Origin of the sequence: Massilia solisilvae (genome assembly GCF_024753215.1) — a bacterium.
GTDB lineage: Bacteria > Pseudomonadota > Gammaproteobacteria > Burkholderiales > Burkholderiaceae_D > Telluria > Telluria solisilvae.
The window spans coordinates 56,112-75,892 of record NZ_JANUGV010000010.1 but is presented as its reverse complement, the minus strand read 5'-3'; the positions used below and the strand labels follow the sequence as shown (position 1 = coordinate 75,892).

Annotated in this window: 17 protein-coding genes; 1 reads left to right on the top strand and 16 read right to left on the bottom strand. The window is 67.2% G+C overall.

The window, feature by feature from the left end:
* Positions 1-222: 222 nt before the first annotated feature.
* From NX773_RS22575 to NX773_RS22500, 16 genes are all read right to left on the bottom strand, one after another.
* The gene (locus NX773_RS22575; protein WP_258858483.1) at positions 223-1,422 is read right to left on the bottom strand and encodes an acyltransferase family protein; all 1,200 of its coding nucleotides are present in this window, start codon (positions 1,420-1,422) and stop codon (positions 223-225) included.
* A gap of 21 nt (positions 1,423-1,443) precedes the next feature.
* Positions 1,444-2,055 carry a phosphatase PAP2 family protein gene (locus NX773_RS22570; protein WP_258858482.1) on the bottom strand — a complete coding sequence of 204 codons (612 nt, stop codon included), beginning with the start codon at positions 2,053-2,055 and terminating at the stop codon, positions 1,444-1,446.
* Positions 2,052-2,642, bottom strand: coding sequence for a sugar transferase (locus NX773_RS22565; protein ID WP_258858481.1), 591 nt, complete (start codon positions 2,640-2,642; stop codon positions 2,052-2,054). The genes NX773_RS22570 and NX773_RS22565 overlap by 4 nt, the downstream gene beginning before the upstream one ends.
* Complete coding sequence (locus NX773_RS22560) at positions 2,639-3,820, bottom strand: DegT/DnrJ/EryC1/StrS family aminotransferase (RefSeq protein WP_258858480.1); 1,182 nt, start codon at positions 3,818-3,820, stop codon at positions 2,639-2,641. The genes NX773_RS22565 and NX773_RS22560 overlap by 4 nt, the downstream gene beginning before the upstream one ends.
* Complete coding sequence (locus NX773_RS22555; protein WP_258858490.1) at positions 3,813-5,060, bottom strand: glycosyltransferase family 4 protein; 1,248 nt, start codon at positions 5,058-5,060, stop codon at positions 3,813-3,815. Before NX773_RS22555 ends, NX773_RS22560 begins: the two co-directional genes overlap by 8 nt.
* Entirely contained in the window at positions 5,057-5,842 is a 786-nt protein-coding gene (locus NX773_RS22550; RefSeq protein WP_258858479.1) for a hypothetical protein, read from the bottom strand. The genes NX773_RS22555 and NX773_RS22550 overlap by 4 nt, the downstream gene beginning before the upstream one ends.
* A complete protein-coding gene (locus NX773_RS22545) occupies positions 5,839-6,531 on the bottom strand; it encodes a hypothetical protein (protein WP_258858478.1) in 693 nt (230 codons plus the stop codon). The genes NX773_RS22550 and NX773_RS22545 overlap by 4 nt, the downstream gene beginning before the upstream one ends.
* A 137-nt stretch (positions 6,532-6,668) precedes the next feature.
* The gene (locus NX773_RS22540; protein ID WP_258858477.1) at positions 6,669-7,769 is read right to left on the bottom strand and encodes a glycosyltransferase; all 1,101 of its coding nucleotides are present in this window, start codon (positions 7,767-7,769) and stop codon (positions 6,669-6,671) included.
* A complete protein-coding gene (locus tag NX773_RS22535; RefSeq protein ID WP_258858476.1) occupies positions 7,675-8,943 on the bottom strand; it encodes an O-antigen ligase family protein in 1,269 nt (422 codons plus the stop codon). Before NX773_RS22535 ends, NX773_RS22540 begins: the two co-directional genes overlap by 95 nt.
* Positions 8,940-10,190 (bottom strand): lipopolysaccharide biosynthesis protein, encoded by a 1,251-nt coding sequence (locus NX773_RS22530; protein ID WP_258858475.1) that lies wholly within the window; start codon positions 10,188-10,190, stop codon positions 8,940-8,942. Before NX773_RS22530 ends, NX773_RS22535 begins: the two co-directional genes overlap by 4 nt.
* A complete protein-coding gene (locus tag NX773_RS22525) occupies positions 10,187-11,311 on the bottom strand; it encodes a DegT/DnrJ/EryC1/StrS family aminotransferase (protein WP_258858474.1) in 1,125 nt (374 codons plus the stop codon). Before NX773_RS22525 ends, NX773_RS22530 begins: the two co-directional genes overlap by 4 nt.
* Positions 11,312-11,327: 16 nt before the next feature.
* A complete protein-coding gene (locus NX773_RS22520; protein ID WP_258858473.1) occupies positions 11,328-11,921 on the bottom strand; it encodes an acyltransferase in 594 nt (197 codons plus the stop codon).
* 2 nt (positions 11,922-11,923) lie between these two features.
* Complete coding sequence (locus NX773_RS22515) at positions 11,924-12,985, bottom strand: Gfo/Idh/MocA family protein (RefSeq protein ID WP_258858472.1); 1,062 nt, start codon at positions 12,983-12,985, stop codon at positions 11,924-11,926.
* 13 nt (positions 12,986-12,998) lie between these two features.
* Positions 12,999-14,327: a nucleotide sugar dehydrogenase gene (locus NX773_RS22510; RefSeq protein ID WP_258858471.1), complete on the bottom strand. Its 1,329-nt coding sequence runs from the start codon at positions 14,325-14,327 to the stop codon at positions 12,999-13,001.
* Between the two features lie 30 nt (positions 14,328-14,357).
* A complete protein-coding gene (locus NX773_RS22505) occupies positions 14,358-16,166 on the bottom strand; it encodes a polysaccharide biosynthesis protein (RefSeq protein ID WP_258858470.1) in 1,809 nt (602 codons plus the stop codon).
* A 399-nt stretch (positions 16,167-16,565) separates the two neighbouring features.
* Entirely contained in the window at positions 16,566-17,630 is a 1,065-nt protein-coding gene (locus NX773_RS22500) for an MBL fold metallo-hydrolase (protein ID WP_258858469.1), read from the bottom strand.
* A 201-nt stretch (positions 17,631-17,831) separates the two neighbouring features.
* Between NX773_RS22500 and dnaK the strand changes: the two genes are divergently transcribed.
* Complete coding sequence (dnaK, locus tag NX773_RS22495) at positions 17,832-19,760, top strand: molecular chaperone DnaK (protein WP_258858468.1); 1,929 nt, start codon at positions 17,832-17,834, stop codon at positions 19,758-19,760.
* Positions 19,761-19,781 lie beyond the last annotated feature (21 nt).

The window sequence follows — 19,781 nt, the reverse complement described above, 5'->3', positions numbered from 1 at the left end:
AATCGGTCGTGGGGCATATGGAAGCGCCTGTATCCCTCCAGTGGGTTTGATCGGCGGCGCTCGCGCGTGGCCGTCGGCGCGGCCAATGGCCCATCCGGTGACCGCGCTGCCGATTTGCACCAGCCTCGCCGTGCAGCCCTGATCGCATGCCTCCCCGGGGCTGTCGCTACCGACCCGGGTTTGGCAAGCGCCAGGCACCGGGTGCGGTAAATGGGGTCCCGCTCACTCCGGCGACATGGCGGGCGCCTGCGCCTGCTTTGCCGCGGGCGCCAACAGCAGCCGCTTGGCGCTGGCACGGACGCGGTAGGTCTGCGATTCGAACATCAAGTAGGACAGGTAGGCCACGCTCACGATCAGGACCACCATGCCGGCGTAGATGGCGTAGTCGAGCGGCTTGTCCGGGGCCAGTTGATCGCGCCCGAATGCGGTCCGGCCAAGGAAGCGCAGCAGGGTAATCGTGGGCACGTGGATCACGTACAGGGTGAATGAAAACTCGGAGAAGAACTGCGCGAACGCGCGCAGGCGGCGCAGGGGGCGGGAGGCGTGGTCGATCTTGATCTGCAGCGTTGACAGGAGCAGCAGGAAGGGCAGGCTGCAGACCAGGTCCTGGACGAAGGAGGCGGGCACCAGGTCGTCGTTGCTGCCCGTGATTCGGTAATAGATCGACAAGGCGCCGGCGATCGCGAGCAGGGCGTAGCGCCAGAAGGGGGCGCAGTCGATCCGGATCCGCGAAAACAGCGCGCCCAGCAGCCATAGTGCAAAGTACAGGGTGATCGCCCAAGGCAGGAGCGCTGCGATCAGGGCAAGCGCGGTGACGCTGGCGGCCTGGCGCAACAGGCCCGGACCGCGGAAGGCCAGCAGCAGGAGCGGAAACGCGACGTAGTACCAGGTTTCGTTGGCCAGGCTCCACAGCGCGTAGTTGCCGCCAAAGTTCTTGACCAGCACCGTCTGCAGTCCGACCAGGTTGCCGGCAAAGCTCAGCACCGAAAAGTCGTTGTCCGCCCCGAGCCCCAGGACGGCCGGGTTGAGCGCGCCGGTGATGATGCCGACGCCGACCATCACGATCATGGCCGGGACCAGCACGGTCCACAGGCGCGTGGCACGGTCGATCGCGTAGGAGCGCAGCGCTTGCGGCTGGTTCAGCTTGTTGAGCAGGCTGCCGCCGACGAGCCAGCCGCTGACGAGGAAGAACACGACCACGGCCTGGTGCGCGAACCCGGTGACGAAGGCCAGCCCAAGGTAGTACAACGGTGGTTCGGTCACCGAACGCAGACTGGGAAAGACCTCGGCCCGCAGGTGCGCCGCGGCGACCTGCAGAGCGGCCATCCCGCGCAGCAGTGCAATCAGCAGCGAATGGATCGAGTCTTCGCTCAGCTGGCTGCGCTGTTGCCAGTGGAGTGTGGGCAGGGTCAGCGGACGCATGGTGTCTCCTGTTCGCGGCGCTCAGCCGCAGTGGTCCCAAGGGTGGAGCCGGTCATTGCCTGACAGGGCGAGGGCCGCGCGCGCCATCCAGTAGCCGAGCGGAATCGATTTGACCAGCCAGGCCACGCCGGCAAACGCCAGCACGGCAAAGCCGAGTCCGTGCAGCGCGGGAGTGGCCGGCAAATGGCGGACGCAGCGGATGCAGCCGAGGCTGACGAGGGCGCCGATGGTCCAGCCGGCAATTGCCTCGGACAGGGTGTGCTCGGCGCCGGCCACCAGCATGGTGGCGACCAGGCCGCCCAGTACGAGGCCGGCGGCGATGGCGGCACGTTGCAATACGGCTCCGTGTCCGCGTACCAGCAGGTAGAACAGGACGGGAAACACGGCGGTGGCGCCGGTCGCGTGACCGCTGAGCGCCTTGAAACCCAGCGCAGGCAAACCTGTGCCCCAGCCGAGGAAGGCGATCTTGCTGGCGCCGACCAGGCCGATGCCGCACAGGTACAGCAGGCTCCAGCACAGTGCCATGCGCCAGGCGCGGCTGGCCAGCAGCCACGCCGCCACCGCCGCAGCGGCCGGCAGCGTCAGCGTAATGTCTCCCAGGTGCATGAGCGCGAGCCAGGTCATGTCGGTCAATGTGCAATGGCCACCAGCGTGCGCCAGATGATGCGCAGGTCCATCCAGAAGCTGCGCTCGTGCACATAGCGCACGTAGTAGTCGAGCTTGGCCGGGAGGATGGTGTCGACGTAGGCCCGTTCGGGGTCCGGGGCGCGGCCCAGGATCGTGCTTTCTTCCTTGTACAGGATGGAGGCCCAGTCGGTGAGCCCGGGCGCGACCGACAGCACCAGTGCCCGCACGTCGGCCGGATAGCAGGCGACGTAGCGCGGCACCTCGGGGCGCGGGCCGACCAGGCTCATGGTTCCCTGTACGACGTTGACAAGTTGCGGCAATTCGTCCAGTTTGTAGTGGCGCAGGAAGTGGCCGGCACGGGTGACGCGCGGATCTCGCCCGACCGTGAGCTGGCGCTGGTCGTCGGGTCGCACGAACATGGTGCGGAATTTGAGGATATTGAACAGAACGCCGCCGCGTCCCACCCGTTGCTGGCGGTAGAACACCGGTCCGGGCGAGTCGAGCTTGACCCACAGCGCGACCAGCGCAAGGAGCGGCGCCAGCACGACCAGGCCAATGGATGCCGCCAGCAGGTCGAAGGCGCGCTTGCTCATGCCAGCAACTCGTGCATCGCCGCGATGACGCGTTCCTGATCGGCATCGGTCATGCGCGTGTACAGCGGCAGGGTCAGCATCGACTGGTAGCTGGCTTCGGCCACCGGGAACTGGGCCGGCGACAGGGCGCAGGTGTCGCGCCAGTAGGGCTGACGGTGCAGCGGAATGAAGTGGACGCTGGTGCCGATGCCGCGCAAGGATAGCTCGTTGATGAGCGCGTCGCGCGACAGGCGCGCTTGCGGGGCCAGCCGCACCACGTACAGGTGCCATGCGTGGGTACTGTCGCCGGCCGGTTGCGGCGGCAGCTGCAGCGGCAGGCCGGCCAGCGCCGCGTTGTAGCGGCGCGCGAGCCGCACGCGACGCTCGAGGAAGCAGTCGATCTTGCGCAGCTGTTCAATACCGATTGCCGAGGCAATGTCGGTCAGGTTGTACTTGAAGCCGGCCGCCACCACCTCGTAGTACCAGGCCGGCGTCCTGGAGACGTAGCGGTTGAACGCATCCTGGCTGATGCCATGCAGGCGCATCAGGCGGATGCGTCGCGCCAGCTCGGGGTCGCGGGTCACGATCATGCCGCCTTCGCCGGTGGTCATGGTCTTGTTGGCGTAAAAGCTGAAGACGGTCACATCGCTGTCGAGGGTGCCGACCAGGCGTCCCCGGTAGCGCGTCGGGAAGGCATGCGCGGCATCCTCGACCACCTTGATGCCGTGGGCGTGCGCCAGTTCGAGCAAGGCGTCCATCTCGCAGGCCATGCCGGCGTAGTGCACTGGGACGAGGGCGCGTGTGCGGCCGGTGATCGCGGCCTGCACCGCGAGCGGCGACAGGTTGAGCGTGACCGGGTCGACGTCCGCGAAGACCGGCGTCGCGCCGAGATAGCGCACCACTTCGGCGGTGGCGGTGAAGGTGAGGGTAGGCACGATCACCTCGTCGCCCGGCCCGATGCCCAGGGCCTCGAGCGCCAGGTGCAGGCCTGCCGTGGCCGAGTTGACCGAGATGGTATCGACGTCGGCGCCGAGGTAGGCACGAAACTCCTGCTCGAAGCGCCTGGTTGCCGGCCCGGTCGTGACCCAGCCCGAGCGCAGGCAGGCCACGACGGCGGCGATCTCTTCCTCGCCGATGTCGGGCAAGGCGAACGGCAGGAAAGTGGGCGTGCCGGCGTCGGCGTGCGGTTGGTCAGCCATGGTGATTGCCTCCTGCACATGCGGTCAAGAATCGTTGTCCAAGGACGGGGTAGGTGTGGTTGGCCAGCGCGTAGGCGCGCCCGCGCTGGCCCAACGCCTCGCGCCGCGCGGGAGCCAGGGCGAGCATGCGCAGGACGCCATCGGCGAGCGCTTGCGGATCTTCCGGCGCCACGGTCAGCCCGCAGCCGGCGTCGGCCACCGGGTCGTTGCCGGCCTCGACCGCATGGAGCACGGGGCGCGCCGCCATCATGTAGTCGATCAGCTTGTTCGGGGCGATGCCGAAGCGGTACAGGGGCTGGCGTTGCCAGCCGATGTAGGCCAGGTCGAAGCGCGCCAGCAGTGCCGGCACCTGGCGCTTGGCGACCGGTTCGAAGAAATGCACGTGCTCCAGGCCCATCGCAGCAGCGCGCTGCTGCAGGGCGCGCTTGTCCGGGCCGCCGCCAACCAGCACGAACGAGACCGGCTGCGCGCGCAGCAGGCTGGCCGCGTCGAGCAGGGTGCCCAGTGCATTGGCCACGCCGTGGGTGCCGGCGTAGCCGACCACGAAACGCCCGGCGTCGCGCAGGCCGGACAGGGCCTGGTCCAGCGCCGCCGGCAGCTCCTCGACCGCCGCCAGCCACTCGGCCGGATCGGTCCCGTTGGGCACCACGTGCAGCTTGTGCGGCGCCATGCCATGCGCCTCGAGGTGGTCGCGCACCTTGGGCAGGATCGACACCACGGCGTCGGCGTGACGGCAGGCGTAGTTTTCGGCCGCCTGCAGCAGCATGATGAACGGGTGCCAGCGCGAGTAGCCGCCCAGCTCCATCGGCGACAGCGGCCACAGGTCGTGAACTTCGAACAGCAGCCGGGCCCCGGCCAGGCGCGCGATGCGGTGCGCTGGCCAGATGTCGAGCGGATAGGTGCTCGAGGCAATGACGACGTCCGGCCGGCGGGAGGCCGCCAGCGCGCGCGCTTCGCGCAACAGGCGCCACACGAACGCGGCCATGTTGCGCACGCGCGCTGGTCCGTTGCTGTTGTAGGCGGGGGTGGCATACCAGGTGTAGTCGATACCGTCGATGGTTTCGTCCAGCCGCGTGCGCCCGTCCAGCTGCGGCCCGCGCGCGCGGATGTGCGAGTTGGCCGAGGCGACGATCCGGACCGCGTGGCCGAGGCGCACCCACTCGCGCGCGAGGTAGTAGGGCCGGTATTCCATACCGTGGCGCACCGAGCCGGCGTAGTGGTTGATCAGCAGTATGTTCAGGCGCGCCATGCCAGCTCCTCGACCAGGCGGCGCGCGTTCAGGCGCGTGTTGTCGACCCAGTTGGTTTCCCACTGCACGGGATGGGTCAGGAACAGGATGCGGCGGTGCTGGCCGAGCGCGTCGAACGGCGACATCGGGCGGTAGTAGACCGGGTACTTGCGGTCGCTGATGTACATGTCGATGTTGCGCAGCAGCGGTTCATCGTAGGCTTCGCATTCGATGCCGCAGTGCGCGCGCAGGTCCGGGTCGCGCAGCAGTTCGTGGTTGATGACGTTCAGGCGCCGGTTGGCAAAGTCGCCGTGGCTGGCCACGGTGGCAAGCGGCATGCCGAGGCGCTGGCGAATGCTGTCGAAGTTACGGATGAACAGCTCGCGGATCTCGGGGAAGCGCTTGCGCAGCGCGTCCGCGTCGCGGATGCGGTGGCGCTTGGCGAAGTCGGACACTTCTTCGTAGTGGTAGCTGGCTTCGCTGCCGGCTGCCGCGATCTCGCGCATGAAGCCGAAGTCGAGGGTGCAGAGCCGGAAATAGTAGGTCGCCTGGATGCCGTGGCGCGACTCGACCGCGAACAGCTTTTTCGCGGTGCGCAAGTCACTGTCGATGTCGTGGCGGTGCACCAGCACGCGCTCGGGCAGCGTGGCCGGCTGCGCGAGCGCGCGGAAGAAGTCGCGCACCGGCAGTTGCGCGTAATCCATTTCCTTGGCCTGGCGCAGGACGGCCTCGTACTCGCCCAGGCGCGACGGCATCAGGTAATCGGCGTAGAAGCGGTGGAAGACGGTTTTCATTGGAGGCTGTATTTCGCGCGATAGGGACGAAAGCCGAGGATTTTCTTGAAGGTCTGCATGCCCGGCTGGGCGCCGAAGAAGGTGTCGTACATGACGTAGCGCACCGCCCGCTGCTCGATCATCTGGGCGACGATCTCGACCACCAGCAAATGCATGATGCCGTCGTTGTTGCGGATGCCGATCAGGTGGCTGAAGCCGGCGAAATTGCCGAACAGGCCAAGATTGGCGTAGGCGACCAGCCGGTCGTGCTCGTCCAGAATGCCGTAATAGCGAAAATGCGGCAGGTTTTCGTAGACCTGCTTCTTTTCCAGGTACTGCGCGTCCATCGGCCGGCCCTGGCGCTGTTCCAGCGAGGTATTGATGGCGTGGATGTCGTCGACGTAGCGGTTGCGGTCGATTTCGCCGAAACGGTAGCCGCGCGAACGGGCGCGCCTGGCGTGCCAGGCGCCATTGTTTTTTCCCTTGATCGCATCCAGGTATTGTTCGCGGGTGCTGCACTGGCCCAGGTCGACCAGTGCCGCGCCCATGGTTTTGTGGCGGATGATCTTGTAGCGCGGATGGGGCTTGGTGTAATAGCGGTAGACGGACCGGATATTTTCGGGGTCGATTTGCTGGCGAAATTGCAGATGAGCCACCGGCAAGCGCAGGAGCTGGATGAACATATTGTAGTTGTGCAATATCTTGTCCATGGCGTTAGCTCATCGATTAGCGTACACAATACGGCGTCGCGCCGTGCCGCTGTTTGAAGTTCCTTAAGCCTTCCTGCGCGCGCGGCGCGGCGGCGGGAGTGCCGGCGTTGCGCGCACGCGGCGCCGGGCCAGCGGTGTCAGATGTGCGCATAGAAGTCCACCAGCTTGCGCGACTCGGGTTGCCAGTTGTACCTGTCGAGCACGGCGCGGCGGCCGTTCTCGCCCATGCGCATGGCCAGCTCGGGGTGCAGCACGAAGTGGTCGATCGCGGCCGCGATGGCGGCCGGGTCGCCGGGATCGACGCACACGCCGCAGGCGGCGCCTTCGACGATCTCGCGCCACAGCGGAAAGCGGGAGGCGATCACCGGGATGCCGGCGGCCATGTACTCGAACATCTTGACCGGCAGCGCGTCGAGGTAGTTGACGACCGGGTGCAGGGTGACCAGTCCGGCGACCGCACGCCCCATGACGCGGCGTACACCAGCGCGGTCGAGGTGGCCGTGGGCAACGACGCGCTGCCAGCCGGGGTAGGCGGTCACCTCGCGTTCGAGCGCCGGCTCGGCGAAGGCCCCGGCCAGCGCCAGTCGCGCGGGCGAGCGCAGCAGGGCGCAGGCGCGCACCAGTTCGCGAATGCCGCGGATCGCGGAGATGCCGCCGACGTAGCAGACCTCCGCTGCCTTGCCGCTCCAGGCGGCGGGGGCGTCGAATTCGTGCAGCAAGGGGAAGTTGTTGACGTCGACGGTGGCGCGGTTGATGCGCAAGAACTTGTCGCGGATGAACGGAGTCGCGGCGATGATCCCGTCGAAGCGGCGGCAGGCGTAGCGCTCGTAAGCGCCGAACGAATGCGACAGCACGCGCCCGGACAGCTGGCCCAGGTAGGGCTTGGCCAGCAGCTGGGCCGGCACGTCCTCGTGCGCGTCGAACACCACTTTCTTGCCCAACTGTTTCAGGCGCAGCCCGATCGGGATCAGCTCCGGGTCGTGCAGCTGGTAGATGTCGGCGTCGAGCGCGCGCGCGGCCGCCAGCACGCGCGTGGTGGTGCGCAGCATCCGGTTCACGCGGCCGGGCAGGCGGCCGACGTCGATGATGCGCACGCCGTCGTCGCGCGCGGCGCCGGCGCCGTCGGCCACGACCAGGTGCACCTCATGGCCATGCTCGGCCAAGGTGCGGCACTGCTTGACGAAGATCCGGGTGTCGTGGCGCGGATGGGCCGAGGTCAGGTGCGCGATCTTTGCCATATTTCCTCTCATACATGTACTTCGAATAGGCGCCGAGGGTGGCGCCGATCAGCATGTCGGTGAAGTAGTGCGAGGTCAGCAGCAGCAGGATGGTGGTGCAGGCGAGCCCGAAGCCGAGCATGAAGCTGCCGCAGCGGCGCGAGGCGAAGAACTCGCGCACGAACATCGGCAGCGCCGGCAGCACCATCAGCGCGCTCAGGTAGACCAGCCCGAACAGGCCCAGGTCGACCCAGGCCGACAGGATGTTGTGCGAGTAGTAGCCGGGCGCGTAGCTGGCGTAGTCGCCCAGCAGCGGGTGGGCCGCAATGGTTTGCAGCGCGTGCACGGTCAGGTGGTGGCGCTTGTTGGCCGAGGTCGATTGCGACAGGTCGAGCAGTTCGAGGATGCGGTTGTCGGGCAGCGCGGCCAGCACCTGGTCGAAGTAGAGGTTGGCGATGACCAGGGTGGAGACGCCGACCAGGATGAGCGCGAGCTTGTAGCGCGAGTAGTAGAACTCGATGATCGGCACGATGAACAGCAGGGCGACGAACTCGCTGCGCGCGGTATTGAGGAACAGGGTGACGGCGCCGGTGACGTGCAGCAGCAGCCGCAGCGCCAGCGGCCGGGTGTAGGCGATCACCGCCAGGTAGGTGAACAGGTAGGAGCGCGAAAAGCCCTGGTAGGTGGCGAGGCTGTCGGCGTCCTTGGCGATGCCGAGCCCGCCGAGGTAGAAAACGCCGTTGACCGAGAAGGCGACCGCGATCGCGGTCATGGCCGCCAGCGCCGCCAGGCCGAGCAGGCGAAAGCGGGGATGATCGAAGTCGAGGTACCTGAAGATGATGAAGATGTTGACCAGGAAGTGGATCTGGAGAATGTGGTTGGCCGCGATCACGCGGTTGGCCCCGGTGGCGGCATTGAGCACCACCACGGCCGCGAAATAGCACAGGTACAGGCCGAAGTGCAGGTCCACCAGGCCCAGCTCGCGCGGGTCGCGCCGCACGCGGCCCAGGTAGATGAAGGCCACCGGCAGCGCAAACAGGAGCGAGATGGGCGCGAAGTAGCCGCCGAGGAAGGCCCCGGTGGTGCCGGTTCCCAGCAGCGTGTGGTAGTAGAAGAAGCCGGGAAACAGCAGGAAGAAGGCGGCGCCGAGCACGGTCTGCTCGAGGCGGTTGCGGCTGGCGGCGATCGGCTTCATGCGGGCACTATCCGGTTTTGCGAGTACAGCCACGACAGGTGAAGATAGACCAGGTAGAGCAGCGAGTAGCCGAGCGTGTACCAGAGCACGTTCTCGCGCAGGCTGCCCGGGGCCAGGAATGCGCTGACGGTCATCAGGAACAGCGCGACCTGCCACACCAGGTCGACCTTTTGCTTGCCGGCCACGAAAAACACATAGCTGAGCGGACTGGCGATAAAGTTGAGGAAGTACAGCGGGGCCAGGATGCGGGCCAGTTCGCCGGCCGCGCGCCACGACTCGCCGAAAATCCAGGCAAACAGCATCGGCGAAAACAGGAACAGGACCAGCGACGGGCCCAGCCCGAGCGCGAGCAGGATCTTGAAGGTGTAGCGGTAGGCGTTGGCGCAGTTGCCGACGGTTTTGAATTCCTCTACCGACTGGCGCTTGAATACTTCGAGCACCGAGGCGGCCAGCAGCGCGACCGGGGCGTACAGCACGCGCTGGGTCAGCGCGAACAGGCCGGCGGCGTAGGCGCCGTGGCGCAGCCCGATCAGGAACAGCGGCAGCTGGCTGACCATGGCGTTGAGCAGGTTGCCCGGCAGCGAAAAGCGCCAGAAATCGCGGTGCCGCACGAGATAGGCGCGCTGGTCACGGTCCAGGCGCAGGCCGATCGGCGCGCGCGGCGGCTTGAGCTGCAAGCGCGCCGCCGCCAGGCCGGCCGCAAGCCCCAGCAGCTGGCCGCCCAGCAGGGCCAGCTCGCCGCCGCCCAGGTACAGCAGCACCAGCTGGCCGACCGCGATCGTGCCGGCGCCCCAGATCTTGGCGTGCGCCGCCTTGCCGAAGGCGCCGTGCGAGGTGGCGTAGGCGAGCGTGGTCTGCATCGCGGCGGTCAGCCAGGTACCCAGGCCCAGGGTGAACAGGGCGGTGAGCGACAGCCGTCCGAGTGCGTGAATGCCGAGGCTGCGCGCGGCCAGCGCGCCGGAAGTGACCAGCAGCGCGGTGACGGTGGCGCTGTAGAACACGACCCGGAAGCAGGTGCGCTGCTGCTCGGGCTCGTGATCCAGGATCATCGCCGTTTCCATGCGCAGCGTGGCGGTGACGGCCGCCACGGCGACCACGCCGAGCCACAGGCTGAAGGCGCCCATTTCGGCGGGCGTGCACAACCGCGTGATCAAGGGGGCGACGGCCAGCGGCAGGGCCTGGGCCCCAAGGGTGCCACCCAGTACCGTGATCACATGCTTCCAGAACGTCGGCAGCGCTGCTTTCATACGGCGGCGGGTTCCCCGGCCGCTGGCAGCGCGACGCCGCAGGCGCCCAGCACCGCCAGCGCCACCTTGCGCGCGCCGGCTTCGTCCAGGTAGGGGCCCATCGGCAGACTCATGACCCGGCCTGCCATCTCCAGCGCAACCGGGCAGGCGTCGGGGCGCGACAAGTGGGCGTAGGCCGGCTGCAGGTGCATCGGCACCGGGTAGTGGACCGCCGTCGGGATGCCTTGGGCATGCAGCTCGGCCTGTACCCGGTCGCGCTCGTCGAGCACCACCGTGTATTGGGCCCAGGCGCTGCTGCGGTCGCGCGCGTGGCCCACCAGCTGCACGCGCCCGGACAGCAGCGCGTCATAGCTGGCGGCGGCGCGCTGGCGCTGCCCGAGCTCCCATTCGAAGCGGTCCAGCTTGGCCAGGACGACCGCGCACTGCAGGGTGTCCATGCGGCCGCCGACGCCAACGCGGGTGTGCACATAGCGGCGCGACTGGCCGTGCACGCGGATTTCGCGCGCCGCGGCGGCAATCGCATCGTCGCTGGTGAACAGCGCGCCGCCGTCGCCATAGCAGCCCAGCGGCTTGCTGGGGAAAAAGCTGGTGCAGCCGATGGTGGACAGGTTGCAGCTCTTTTTGCCGCGGTAGGTGGCGCCGAAGCTTTGCGCCGCATCCTCGATCACGGGCAGGCCATGGCGCAGTGCGATGGCGTTGATCTCGTCCATGTCGGCCGGCTGGCCGTACAGCGATACCGGCATGATGGCGCGGGTGCGCGGTGTGACCAGGGCCTCGACCAGGCCGGGGTCGATGTTGCAGGTGGCCGGGTTGATGTCGGCGAACACCGGCCGGGCGCCCAGCAGGACGATCGCTTCGGCGGTGGCGATGAACGAGAACGGGGTGGTGATCACTTCGTCGCCGGGGCCGACGCCAAGCGCCATCAGGGCGATCAGCAGCGCCTCGGTGCCGGACGAGACGGTCACGCAATGGCGCGCGCCGGTGCAGGCCGCCAGCGCCGACTCCAGTTCGGCCACCTCGGGTCCCATGATGTATTGGCCGTGGTCGAGCACGGCCTGGATTCGTGCGTTGATCAGTTCGCGCGAGGCCTGGTATTGCGCTTTGAGGTCGATGAATTCCATGATCGGTCGGAAAGAGTCAGCGTTGGGAGGTGGCGGGCAGCAGCGTGCAGGCGCCGCGCTCGAGCAGGTAGGTGTCGCCGGTGTGCGGGCAGACAGCCTGGGCGGCGCCGGACAGCGGTAACGGCAGGCGCTCGCCGAAACGGCTGATCCAGCCGATCTGGCGCGCCGGGACCCCGGCCATCAGGGCGAACGCGGGCACGTCGCGGTTGACCACGGCGCCGGCGGCGACGAACGCGTACTCGCCGATGGTGACGCCGCAGACGATGGTGGCGTTGGCGCCGATGCTGGCGCCGCGTCGTACCAGGGTGCGCCGGTACTCGTCCTTGCGCACGACGGCGGCGCGCGGGTTATACACGTTGGTAAAGACCATGCTGGGCCCGCAGAACACCTCGTCTTCGAGGGTCACGGCGTCGTACACGGAGACATTGTTCTGGATCTTGACCCGGTCGCCGATGCGCACGTCGTTACCGACGAACACGTTCTGGCCAAGCGAGCAGGCCCGTCCGATGCGCGCGCCGGCGCAGACGTGGGCGAAGTGCCAGACGCGCGTGCCGTCGCCCAGCCGGGCGCCCTCGTCGACGATGGCCGAAGGGTGGATCGTGGCCGCCATGTTCAGTACTCCAGCGGCAGCGCCACGCGCTTGCCGTCGCGCGCGGATTTGTAGGCGGCGATCAGCACCTCGAGCGACTTGAGCCCTTCGCGGCCGTCGGTTTCGGGCTCGGCCTCGCCGCGCAGCACTTTGATGACGTTGTCGTAGTAGAGCGGGTGGCCGAAGCCATAGACCGAGGTGGTCTGATAGCTGGCAGCGCGCACCTTGTCGTCGTCGGGGTCGGGGGCGGCAAACTCCCACTGCAGCACTTCGTTGACGGCGACGCCGCCGATGCGCACGGTGCCGTGCTCGCCGAGCACGGTGATCGACCCTTCCAGGTTGCGCGGGTAGGTCAGCATCGTCACGTTCATCGAGCCGAGCGCACCGTTGCGCCAGCGCAGGCTGAGCACGCCGGTGTCCTCGACCTCGATGTCGCGCGCCAGGGTGGCGGTGTAGGCCTGCAGGCTCTCGACCGGGCCGATGATCCAGTCGAGCAGGTCGACGTAGTGGCTGGCCTGGTTCATGAACGCGCCGCCGTCGAACTCCCAGGTGCCGCGCCACTTGGCGCTGGCGTAGTACTCGGGCGGGCGGGTCCAGAACACGTTCAGGTTGACCATGTAGATGCGGCCGAAGCGCTTTTTCTCGACCGCACTCTTGAGTAGCTGCAAGGTGGCGTTGCGGCGGTTTTGCTTGACCACGAACAGGCGCACCCCGGCCGCGTCGGCCGCCGCGACCATGCGCTTGCCGTCCTCCCAGCGCGTGGCCATCGGCTTTTCGGTGATCACATGGCGGCCGGCGCGCGCGATCTGGATCGCCTGCTCGGGATGCAGGCCGGACGGGGTGGCGACGATGAAGGCGTCGGCGTCGCATTTGGCCAGCATGGCCTCCAGGCTGGCATAGGCCTCGGCCCCGGTTTCGCCGGCCGCCGCCGCCAGCGCGCGCGGATCGATGTCGCACACGCCGGCCAGCTCGGCGCGCTCGGCGTGCTGGCGCAGCGCGCCGATGTGGTTTTTCGAGATGCGGCCGCAGCCGACCAGGGCGAAACGGATTTTGCGGTCGGTAATGGCAGGGGGATAGTTGCGCATGGGGCTCTCCGGTTCACGCCTTGACGACGTTCGGCTGGCGCTCGAGGTAGACGCCGCGGGTGTCGACGATCAGGTTCGCGTACTTGCGGATCAGCTCGTAATCGAAGCCGCTGTGGGCGGTGGCCAGCAGCACCACGTCGTAAGAGGCGATCGACTGCGGCGTCAGCGCCACGCTCGACAGGTCGAAGTGATGCTCGCGCATGCGCGGGAACACCGGTACGTGCGGGTCGGCATAGTCGACGTGCGCGCCCTTGTCGCGCAGCAGCTCCATCAGCTCGACCGAGGGCGACTCGCGCATGTCCTCGACGTCCTTCTTGTAGGCGATGCCCAGCACCAGCACGCGGCTGCCCATCACGCTGCGCCCGCGCTGGTTGAGCGCGTCGGACACCTTGCCGACCACCCAGTGCGGCATGTCGCTGTTGATCTCGCCGGCCAGTTCGATGAAGCGGGTATGCAGGCCGTACTGGCGTGCCTTCCAGGTCAGGTAGAACGGGTCGATCGGGATGCAGTGCCCGCCCAGGCCGGGACCGGGATAATAGGGTGTGAAGCCGAACGGCTTGGTGGCGGCGGCGCGGATCACCTCGTGGATGTCGATCTGCATCTTGTCGGCGATGATCTTCATTTCGTTGACCAGGCCGATATTGACCGCGCGGTGGATGTTCTCGAGCAGCTTGGTCAGTTCGGCGGCACGGGTCGAGCTGACCGGCACCACGCGGTCGATCGCCGGTCCGTACAGGGCCAGCCCCGCCTCCAGGCAGGCCGCGGTCGAGCCGCCGCAGACCTTGGGGATGGTGCGCGTCTCGAAGTTGGGGTTGCCCGGGTCTTCGCGCTCGGGCGAGAACACCAGGAACACCTCGCGCCCGACCTCGAAGCCGCGCGACTCCAGCCGCGGACGCAATTCCTCCTCAGTGGTGCCGGGGTAGGTGGTGCTTTCGAGCGAGACCACCTGGCCAGGCCGCATATAGGGCAGCAGCGCGTCGGTGGTGCCCAGCACGAAGGACAGGTCCGGCTCGCGGTACGGGTTGAGCGGGGTGGGCACGCAGATGATCAGGGCGTCCGGCTCGCCCGCGCGGGAAAAGTCGGTGGTGGCCTCGAAGCCGTTGGCGCGCGCGCGCGCGATGTCGGCGGCGCAGATGTGGTTGATGTAGCTGGCGCCGGCGTTCAGCGTGTCGACCTTGGCGCTGTCGATGTCGATCCCCAGCACCTTGAACCCGACCGCGGCGTAGCGCAAGGTCAGCGGCAGGCCGACGTAACCCAGGCCGATGATGCCGATGATGGCGGTGCGGTCGCGCAGCTTGGCGGTCAGCTGCTCCAGGTGGGCCGATTGGTGTTCGTCGCGCATAGTTGTCCTCTGGTGGGGTAAAAGCCGCCGCTAGATGCGAAACGGCACGAATTTTTTGATCAGGCCGGGCTCGGGCACGGCCAGTACCGGCGCCGGCGCCGCGGCCGGGGCGGCCTGCTGGGGCGTGTATTCGGTGACGATGGCCTTGACCATCGACTCGATCATGGCGCGCTCGTGGGTGTCGCAGGCCATCATCAGGCAGGTGATGCAGGTCTCCAGCACCGACGGGCGCAGCGCGTTTTCCTTCATTCGCATGATGCGCGGGTGCTCGCTGGGGAACACCACGCCCTCGGTCAGCAGCTCCTCGTGCAGCTTTTCGCCCGGGAACAGGCCGACGAACTTGATCTCGATCTCGCCGCCCGGGTTCTGCGGCGTCTTTTCGGTCAGCCCGGTCATCGCGATCATGCTGCGCGCCAGGTCGAGGATCCGGACCGGCTCGCCCATGTCGAGCACGAACACGTCGCCGCCCTTGGCCATGGCGCCGGCCTGGATCACCAGCTGGGCCGCTTCGGGGATCAGCATGAAGTAGCGTGACACCTCCGGATGGGTGATGGTGAGCGGGCCGCCGCGCGCGATCTGGCGCTGGAACAGCGGGATCACCGAGCCGGACGAGCCGAGCACGTTGCCAAAACGCACCATGCAAAAGGTGGTGTGGGCGCCGTGCCGGGCCGCGGCAGCCTGGAAGATCAGCTCGGCGATGCGTTTGCTCGCGCCCATGATGTTGGTCGGGCGCACCGCCTTGTCGCTCGAGATCAGCACGCAGGTCTCGACCCGCGCCCGGGCGGCGGCCTCGGCGACGACCTGGGCGCCGAGCACGTTGTTGCGCAGGCCCTCGACGATGTTGGCCTCGACCAGCGGCACATGCTTGTAGGCGGCCGCATGGTAGATGGTCTGGACCGCGCCGTCGTGCAGGATGCGCGCGACCAGGTCGGCGTTGCACACCGAGCCCAGGTGCGCCTCGGTGGCCAGTTCCGGAAAGCGCGTGGCCAGCTCCTGGCGGATCGTGTAGAGCGCGTATTCGGAATGGTCGAGCAGGTGCAGGCAGGCCGGGCCCAGCGTGGCGATCTGCCGGCACAGTTCGCTGCCGATGGAGCCGCCGGCGCCCGTGACCAGCACCTGCTTGCCGCGCACGCAGCGCGCGAACAGGTCGACCCGCGGCGGCACCGGCGCGCGGCCCAGCAGGTCCTCGAACTTGAGCTCGCGGATCGAGTCGCGCGGCGTGGCCTTGTCGTCGGCCAGGTCAACCAGGCGGCTGAGGATCTTGGTCGAGACCCCGGCCTGGCCGAGGCGCTGCATGATGTCGCGCAGCCGCTCGGGCGAGACCGACGGGATGGCGATGACCACGGTGCGGATGTTGTGCGCCTGCACCAGCTCGACCAGCCGGTCGGTGTGGAACACGCGCAGGCCGGCGATGGTCCGGTCGTTCAGTACATGCTTGTCGTCGAAAAAGCAGACAGGGCGGTATTCGCCGCTGTTGCGCATGGTCTGGGCCAGCTGGGCCCCGGCCTCGCCGGCGCCGTAGATGGCGACCGTGTCCGAGGCCGGCCGCCGGCGCGTGCTGTGGTTGCGCAGGAAGTTGCGCATGCCGATGCGCGAGGTGACCACGTACGAGAACACGATGAACCAGTAGATTGCCAGCGCGCTGCGCGGGAACATCTCGTCGTTGATCGCAAACAGCACGACATAGGCGCACAGCACCGCCACCGCCAATGCCAGGCCAGTGACCGACAGCAGGCGCTGGTCGATGAAGCGGATCACGGCCCGGTACAGGTCGGACATGGACAGGGCGGCAATCGTCACCACCGCCACCAGCACATACGAGGCGGGGCCGTAATGCATGGCCAGTTTCAAATCTCCGCCGCGCAGCAGCATCGCAATCAAAAAACAAAATGGCAGCGCTAGCAAGTCGATCACCACCATCAGGGCGATTTTCGTGGTCCGATGCAGGGACACCATTCCGGCGCAAAACTGACTGACGACATTCTCATTTAGCATGGACATGGCCTTGATGCTGCTCGATTTGGTTTCGTCGACGTGAATGCTTGTGCTGCGCGCTGCTCTAAGTCCCTGATTTGGAAGCGGTAAGATGTTCTTTATTGCCTGTTTTTATTTTCCGAATTGAATTTAATTAATTGGCTGAATTCGAGTTCTTATTGCTGAGTAAGTTTATTATCGTGTCCGCTACGAATGGTGAGTTTGACAACGCTCAACGGCGAGTAGTGAATTAAATCTGCTCAGCTAATTCATTATTTTTTGGAAATGAATATCGGAAATAGAAACAGCGTTTTTATTTCCATTTTTCATTTCAAAATAGGAATATCCAGCCGGCGCGGGCTGCCCGGTTTGGCCCTCCGCTCTCTCCAGCGGCAGGGTGTAGGTGTCGCCGCGTTCCAGATGGATCACGCGCCCGTCCAGCCCTGCCGCCCGGGTGGCGCGCTGAAAATCGGCCAGCGGCGAGTGGAACATGTCGTAGTCGGAGAAATGCAACGGGATCGCGCGGCGCGCGCCAGTCAGCTGGAGCAGGCGGGCGCCGTCCTCGCCATCCATCGACAGCTTGAACGGGCCGGCCAGGCGCATGCCCCCCAGGTGCAGCAGCGCCAGGTCGATGTCGGGAAAGCGCTGGCCAATCTGCGCCAACTCGTCGAACAGTACCGTGTCGCCGCTGATGTACATGCGATAGGCGGGGCCGAACGCGCCGGGGCCGAAGTCCAGCAGTGCGCCCATCACCTCGGGCAGCAGCCAGGCCAGCGCACGCGGCCCGTGGCGCGCCGGGAGCGCGGTGACGCGCAGCCTGGCCTCGCCCTTGCGCACCGTCAGCGAATCCCACGCGGCCAGCCCGTAGTGCTGCGTGAAGCCGAGCTCCTCGAGTTGCGGCGCCGCCTCGCTGGTGGTCACGATGGGCACGTCGCGCCGCAGGCGCTGCTGGACCAGCCAGTCGAAGTGGTCCTCGTGCAGGTGGGTGAGCACCACCAGGTCCACCGGCGGCAGCGCGTCGATGCTGATGGCCGGGCCGGCCAGGCGCTCGGAGCGCAGGCCGTACCCGAGGCGCACGAAGGAGCCGCGCGGCAGGAAGTTGGGATCGGTCAGGATCGCCAGGCCCTGGTACTCAATCAGTACGGTGGCGTTGCCGATGAAGCGCACCGAGCCGCCTTGCGCGGGCGCCGCCGGGCCGGACGGCAGGGTCAGGATGTATTCGTCCGGCTCCTGCGCCCGCGCCCCGGTCCATGGCGCGGCCAGCAGCGCGGCCGCGCCCACCCATGGGATGAGCAGGGTCCGGAGCAGGACGAGCGCGGGCAGGTGCATGGAGGGTCCTTGGGCTGGTCTGGCGGCCTGGTGCGAAACGCAACGGCTGACCCGTTGGAGTGCGCTCGCGCTCTTCAGTTCAACAACCCTTGATCCATCCCCAATAAACCTGCGCGGCCGGGGAGCCTTTCGCGCCGCGCGTTGTCTATTGCTGCAGCCGTAACAGCCGGAATCGTTGCGGTCTTTTCGAGGGGAGAAAGCATGAGCAAGATCATTGGCATCGACCTTGGCACCACCAATTCGTGTGTGGCCGTGATGGAAGGCGGGCAGGCCAAGGTGATTGAAAACGCGGAGGGCGCGCGCACCACGCCCTCGATCGTCGCCTACCAGGACAGCGGCGAAATCCTGGTTGGCGCGCCGGCCAAGCGCCAGGCGGTCACCAATCCGCAGCACACGCTGTACGCGGTCAAGCGCCTGATCGGCCGCAAGTTCGACGATCCCGAGGTCCAGAAGGACATCCACCTGATGCCCTACAAGATCATCCGCGCCGACAACGCCGACGCCTGGATCGAGGTGGCGGGGCGCAAGCTGGCACCGCAGCAGGTGTCGGCCGAAGTGCTGCGCAAGATGAAGAAGACGGCCGAGGACTACCTGGGCGAGCCGGTCACCGACGCGGTGATCACCGTGCCTGCCTACTTCAACGATGCCCAGCGCCAGGCCACCAAGGACGCCGGGCGCATCGCCGGGCTCGAGGTCAGGCGCATCATCAACGAGCCCACCGCCGCCGCGCTCGCATTCGGGCTGGACAAGACCGGGCAGGGCGAGCGCCGCATCGCCGTCTTCGACCTGGGCGGCGGCACCTTCGATATCTCGATCATCGAGATTGCCGACGTCGAGGGCGAAAAGCAGTTCGAAGTGCTCTCGACCAACGGCGACACCTTCCTCGGCGGCGAGGATTTCGACCAGCGCATCGTCGACTACATCATCGGCGAATTCAGGAAGACCAGCGGCATCGACCTGGGCAAGGACCCGATTGCCCTGCAGCGCATCAAGAGCGCGGCCGAGCGCGCCAAGATCGAACTGTCCTCGACCCAGCAGACCGAAATCAACGAGCCCTACATCGCCATGGCCGGTGGCGCGCCCGCCCACATGAACCTGCGCATCACCCGCGCCAAGCTCGAATCGCTGGTCGAGGACCTGGTCGAGCGCACCATCGAGCCGTGCCGCACCGCGCTCAAGGATGCAGGCATCCAGCCTGAACAGGTCGACGACGTGATCCTGGTCGGCGGCATGACGCGCATGCCCATGGTCCAGGAAAAGGTGCGCGCCTTCTTCGGCAAGGAGCCGCGCAAGGACGTCAATCCCGACGAGGCGGTGGCGGTGGGCGCGGCAATCCAGGGCTCGGTGCTGGCCGGCGAGCGCACCGACGTGCTGCTGATGGACGTGACCCCGCTCTCGCTCGGCATCGAGACCCTGGGCGGCGTGATGACCAAAATGATCCCCAAGAACACCACGATCCCGACCCGGCACACCCAGGTGTTTTCGACCGCGGACGACAACCAGCCGGCGGTCACGATCAAGGTCGCGCAGGGCGAACGGGAGATGGTTGCAGGCAACAAGCTGCTGGGCGAATTCAACCTGATGGGCATTGCGCCGGCGCCGCGCGGGATGCCGCAGATCGAAGTCACCTTCGACATCGACGCCAACGGCATCCTGCACGTTTCGGCGAAGGACAAGGCCACCGGCAAGGAAAACCAGATCACGATCAAGGCCAACTCGGGCCTCACCGAGGCCGAGATCGAGAAGATGGTGCGCGACGCCGCCGCCCATGCCGACGAGGACCGGCGGGCGCGCGAGTTGGCGGACGCGCGCAACACCGGCGATGCACTGGTGCATGCGACCCGCAAGACCCTGGCCGAACACGGCCAGGCGCTCGATGCCGGCGAGCGCAAGGCGCTGGAAGACGCGGTGGCGCGGCTGGACGAGACCCTCAAGGGCAATGACAAGGCCGCGATCGACAGCAGCATCGCCGCGGTCAACAGCGCCAGCCAGAAGCTCGGCGAAAAAATGTATGCCCAACAGCAAGGCGCCACTGCCGGTCCGGAACAGCCGGAACAGCAGGGCGCGGGGGCAGGGCGCCAGCAGGACGACGTGGTGGACGCCGAGTTCCGCGAGGTCAAGGGAGGCTAGGGCACGCGGGTTCGGTCCGGC

Coding starts and splice junctions, on each gene's coding strand:
- NX773_RS22545 (WP_258858478.1), bottom strand. CDS start 6,531: ATGGACAAGATATTGCACAACTACAATATGTTCATCCAGCTCCTGCGC.
- NX773_RS22540 (WP_258858477.1), bottom strand. CDS start 7,769: ATGGCAAAGATCGCGCACCTGACCTCGGCCCATCCGCGCCACGACACC.
- NX773_RS22515 (WP_258858472.1), bottom strand. CDS start 12,985: ATGCGCAACTATCCCCCTGCCATTACCGACCGCAAAATCCGTTTCGCC.
- NX773_RS22525 (WP_258858474.1), bottom strand. CDS start 11,311: ATGGAATTCATCGACCTCAAAGCGCAATACCAGGCCTCGCGCGAACTG.
- NX773_RS22510 (WP_258858471.1), bottom strand. CDS start 14,327: ATGCGCGACGAACACCAATCGGCCCACCTGGAGCAGCTGACCGCCAAG.
- NX773_RS22505 (WP_258858470.1), bottom strand. CDS start 16,166: ATGCATTACGGCCCCGCCTCGTATGTGCTGGTGGCGGTGGTGACGATT.
- dnaK (WP_258858468.1), top strand. CDS start 17,832: ATGAGCAAGATCATTGGCATCGACCTTGGCACCACCAATTCGTGTGTG.
- NX773_RS22550 (WP_258858479.1), bottom strand. CDS start 5,842: ATGAAAACCGTCTTCCACCGCTTCTACGCCGATTACCTGATGCCGTCG.
- NX773_RS22565 (WP_258858481.1), bottom strand. CDS start 2,642: ATGAGCAAGCGCGCCTTCGACCTGCTGGCGGCATCCATTGGCCTGGTC.
- NX773_RS22530 (WP_258858475.1), bottom strand. CDS start 10,190: ATGAAAGCAGCGCTGCCGACGTTCTGGAAGCATGTGATCACGGTACTG.
- NX773_RS22500 (WP_258858469.1), bottom strand. CDS start 17,630: ATGCACCTGCCCGCGCTCGTCCTGCTCCGGACCCTGCTCATCCCATGG.
- NX773_RS22575 (WP_258858483.1), bottom strand. CDS start 1,422: ATGCGTCCGCTGACCCTGCCCACACTCCACTGGCAACAGCGCAGCCAG.
- NX773_RS22520 (WP_258858473.1), bottom strand. CDS start 11,921: ATGGCGGCCACGATCCACCCTTCGGCCATCGTCGACGAGGGCGCCCGG.
- NX773_RS22535 (WP_258858476.1), bottom strand. CDS start 8,943: ATGAAGCCGATCGCCGCCAGCCGCAACCGCCTCGAGCAGACCGTGCTC.
- NX773_RS22560 (WP_258858480.1), bottom strand. CDS start 3,820: ATGGCTGACCAACCGCACGCCGACGCCGGCACGCCCACTTTCCTGCCG.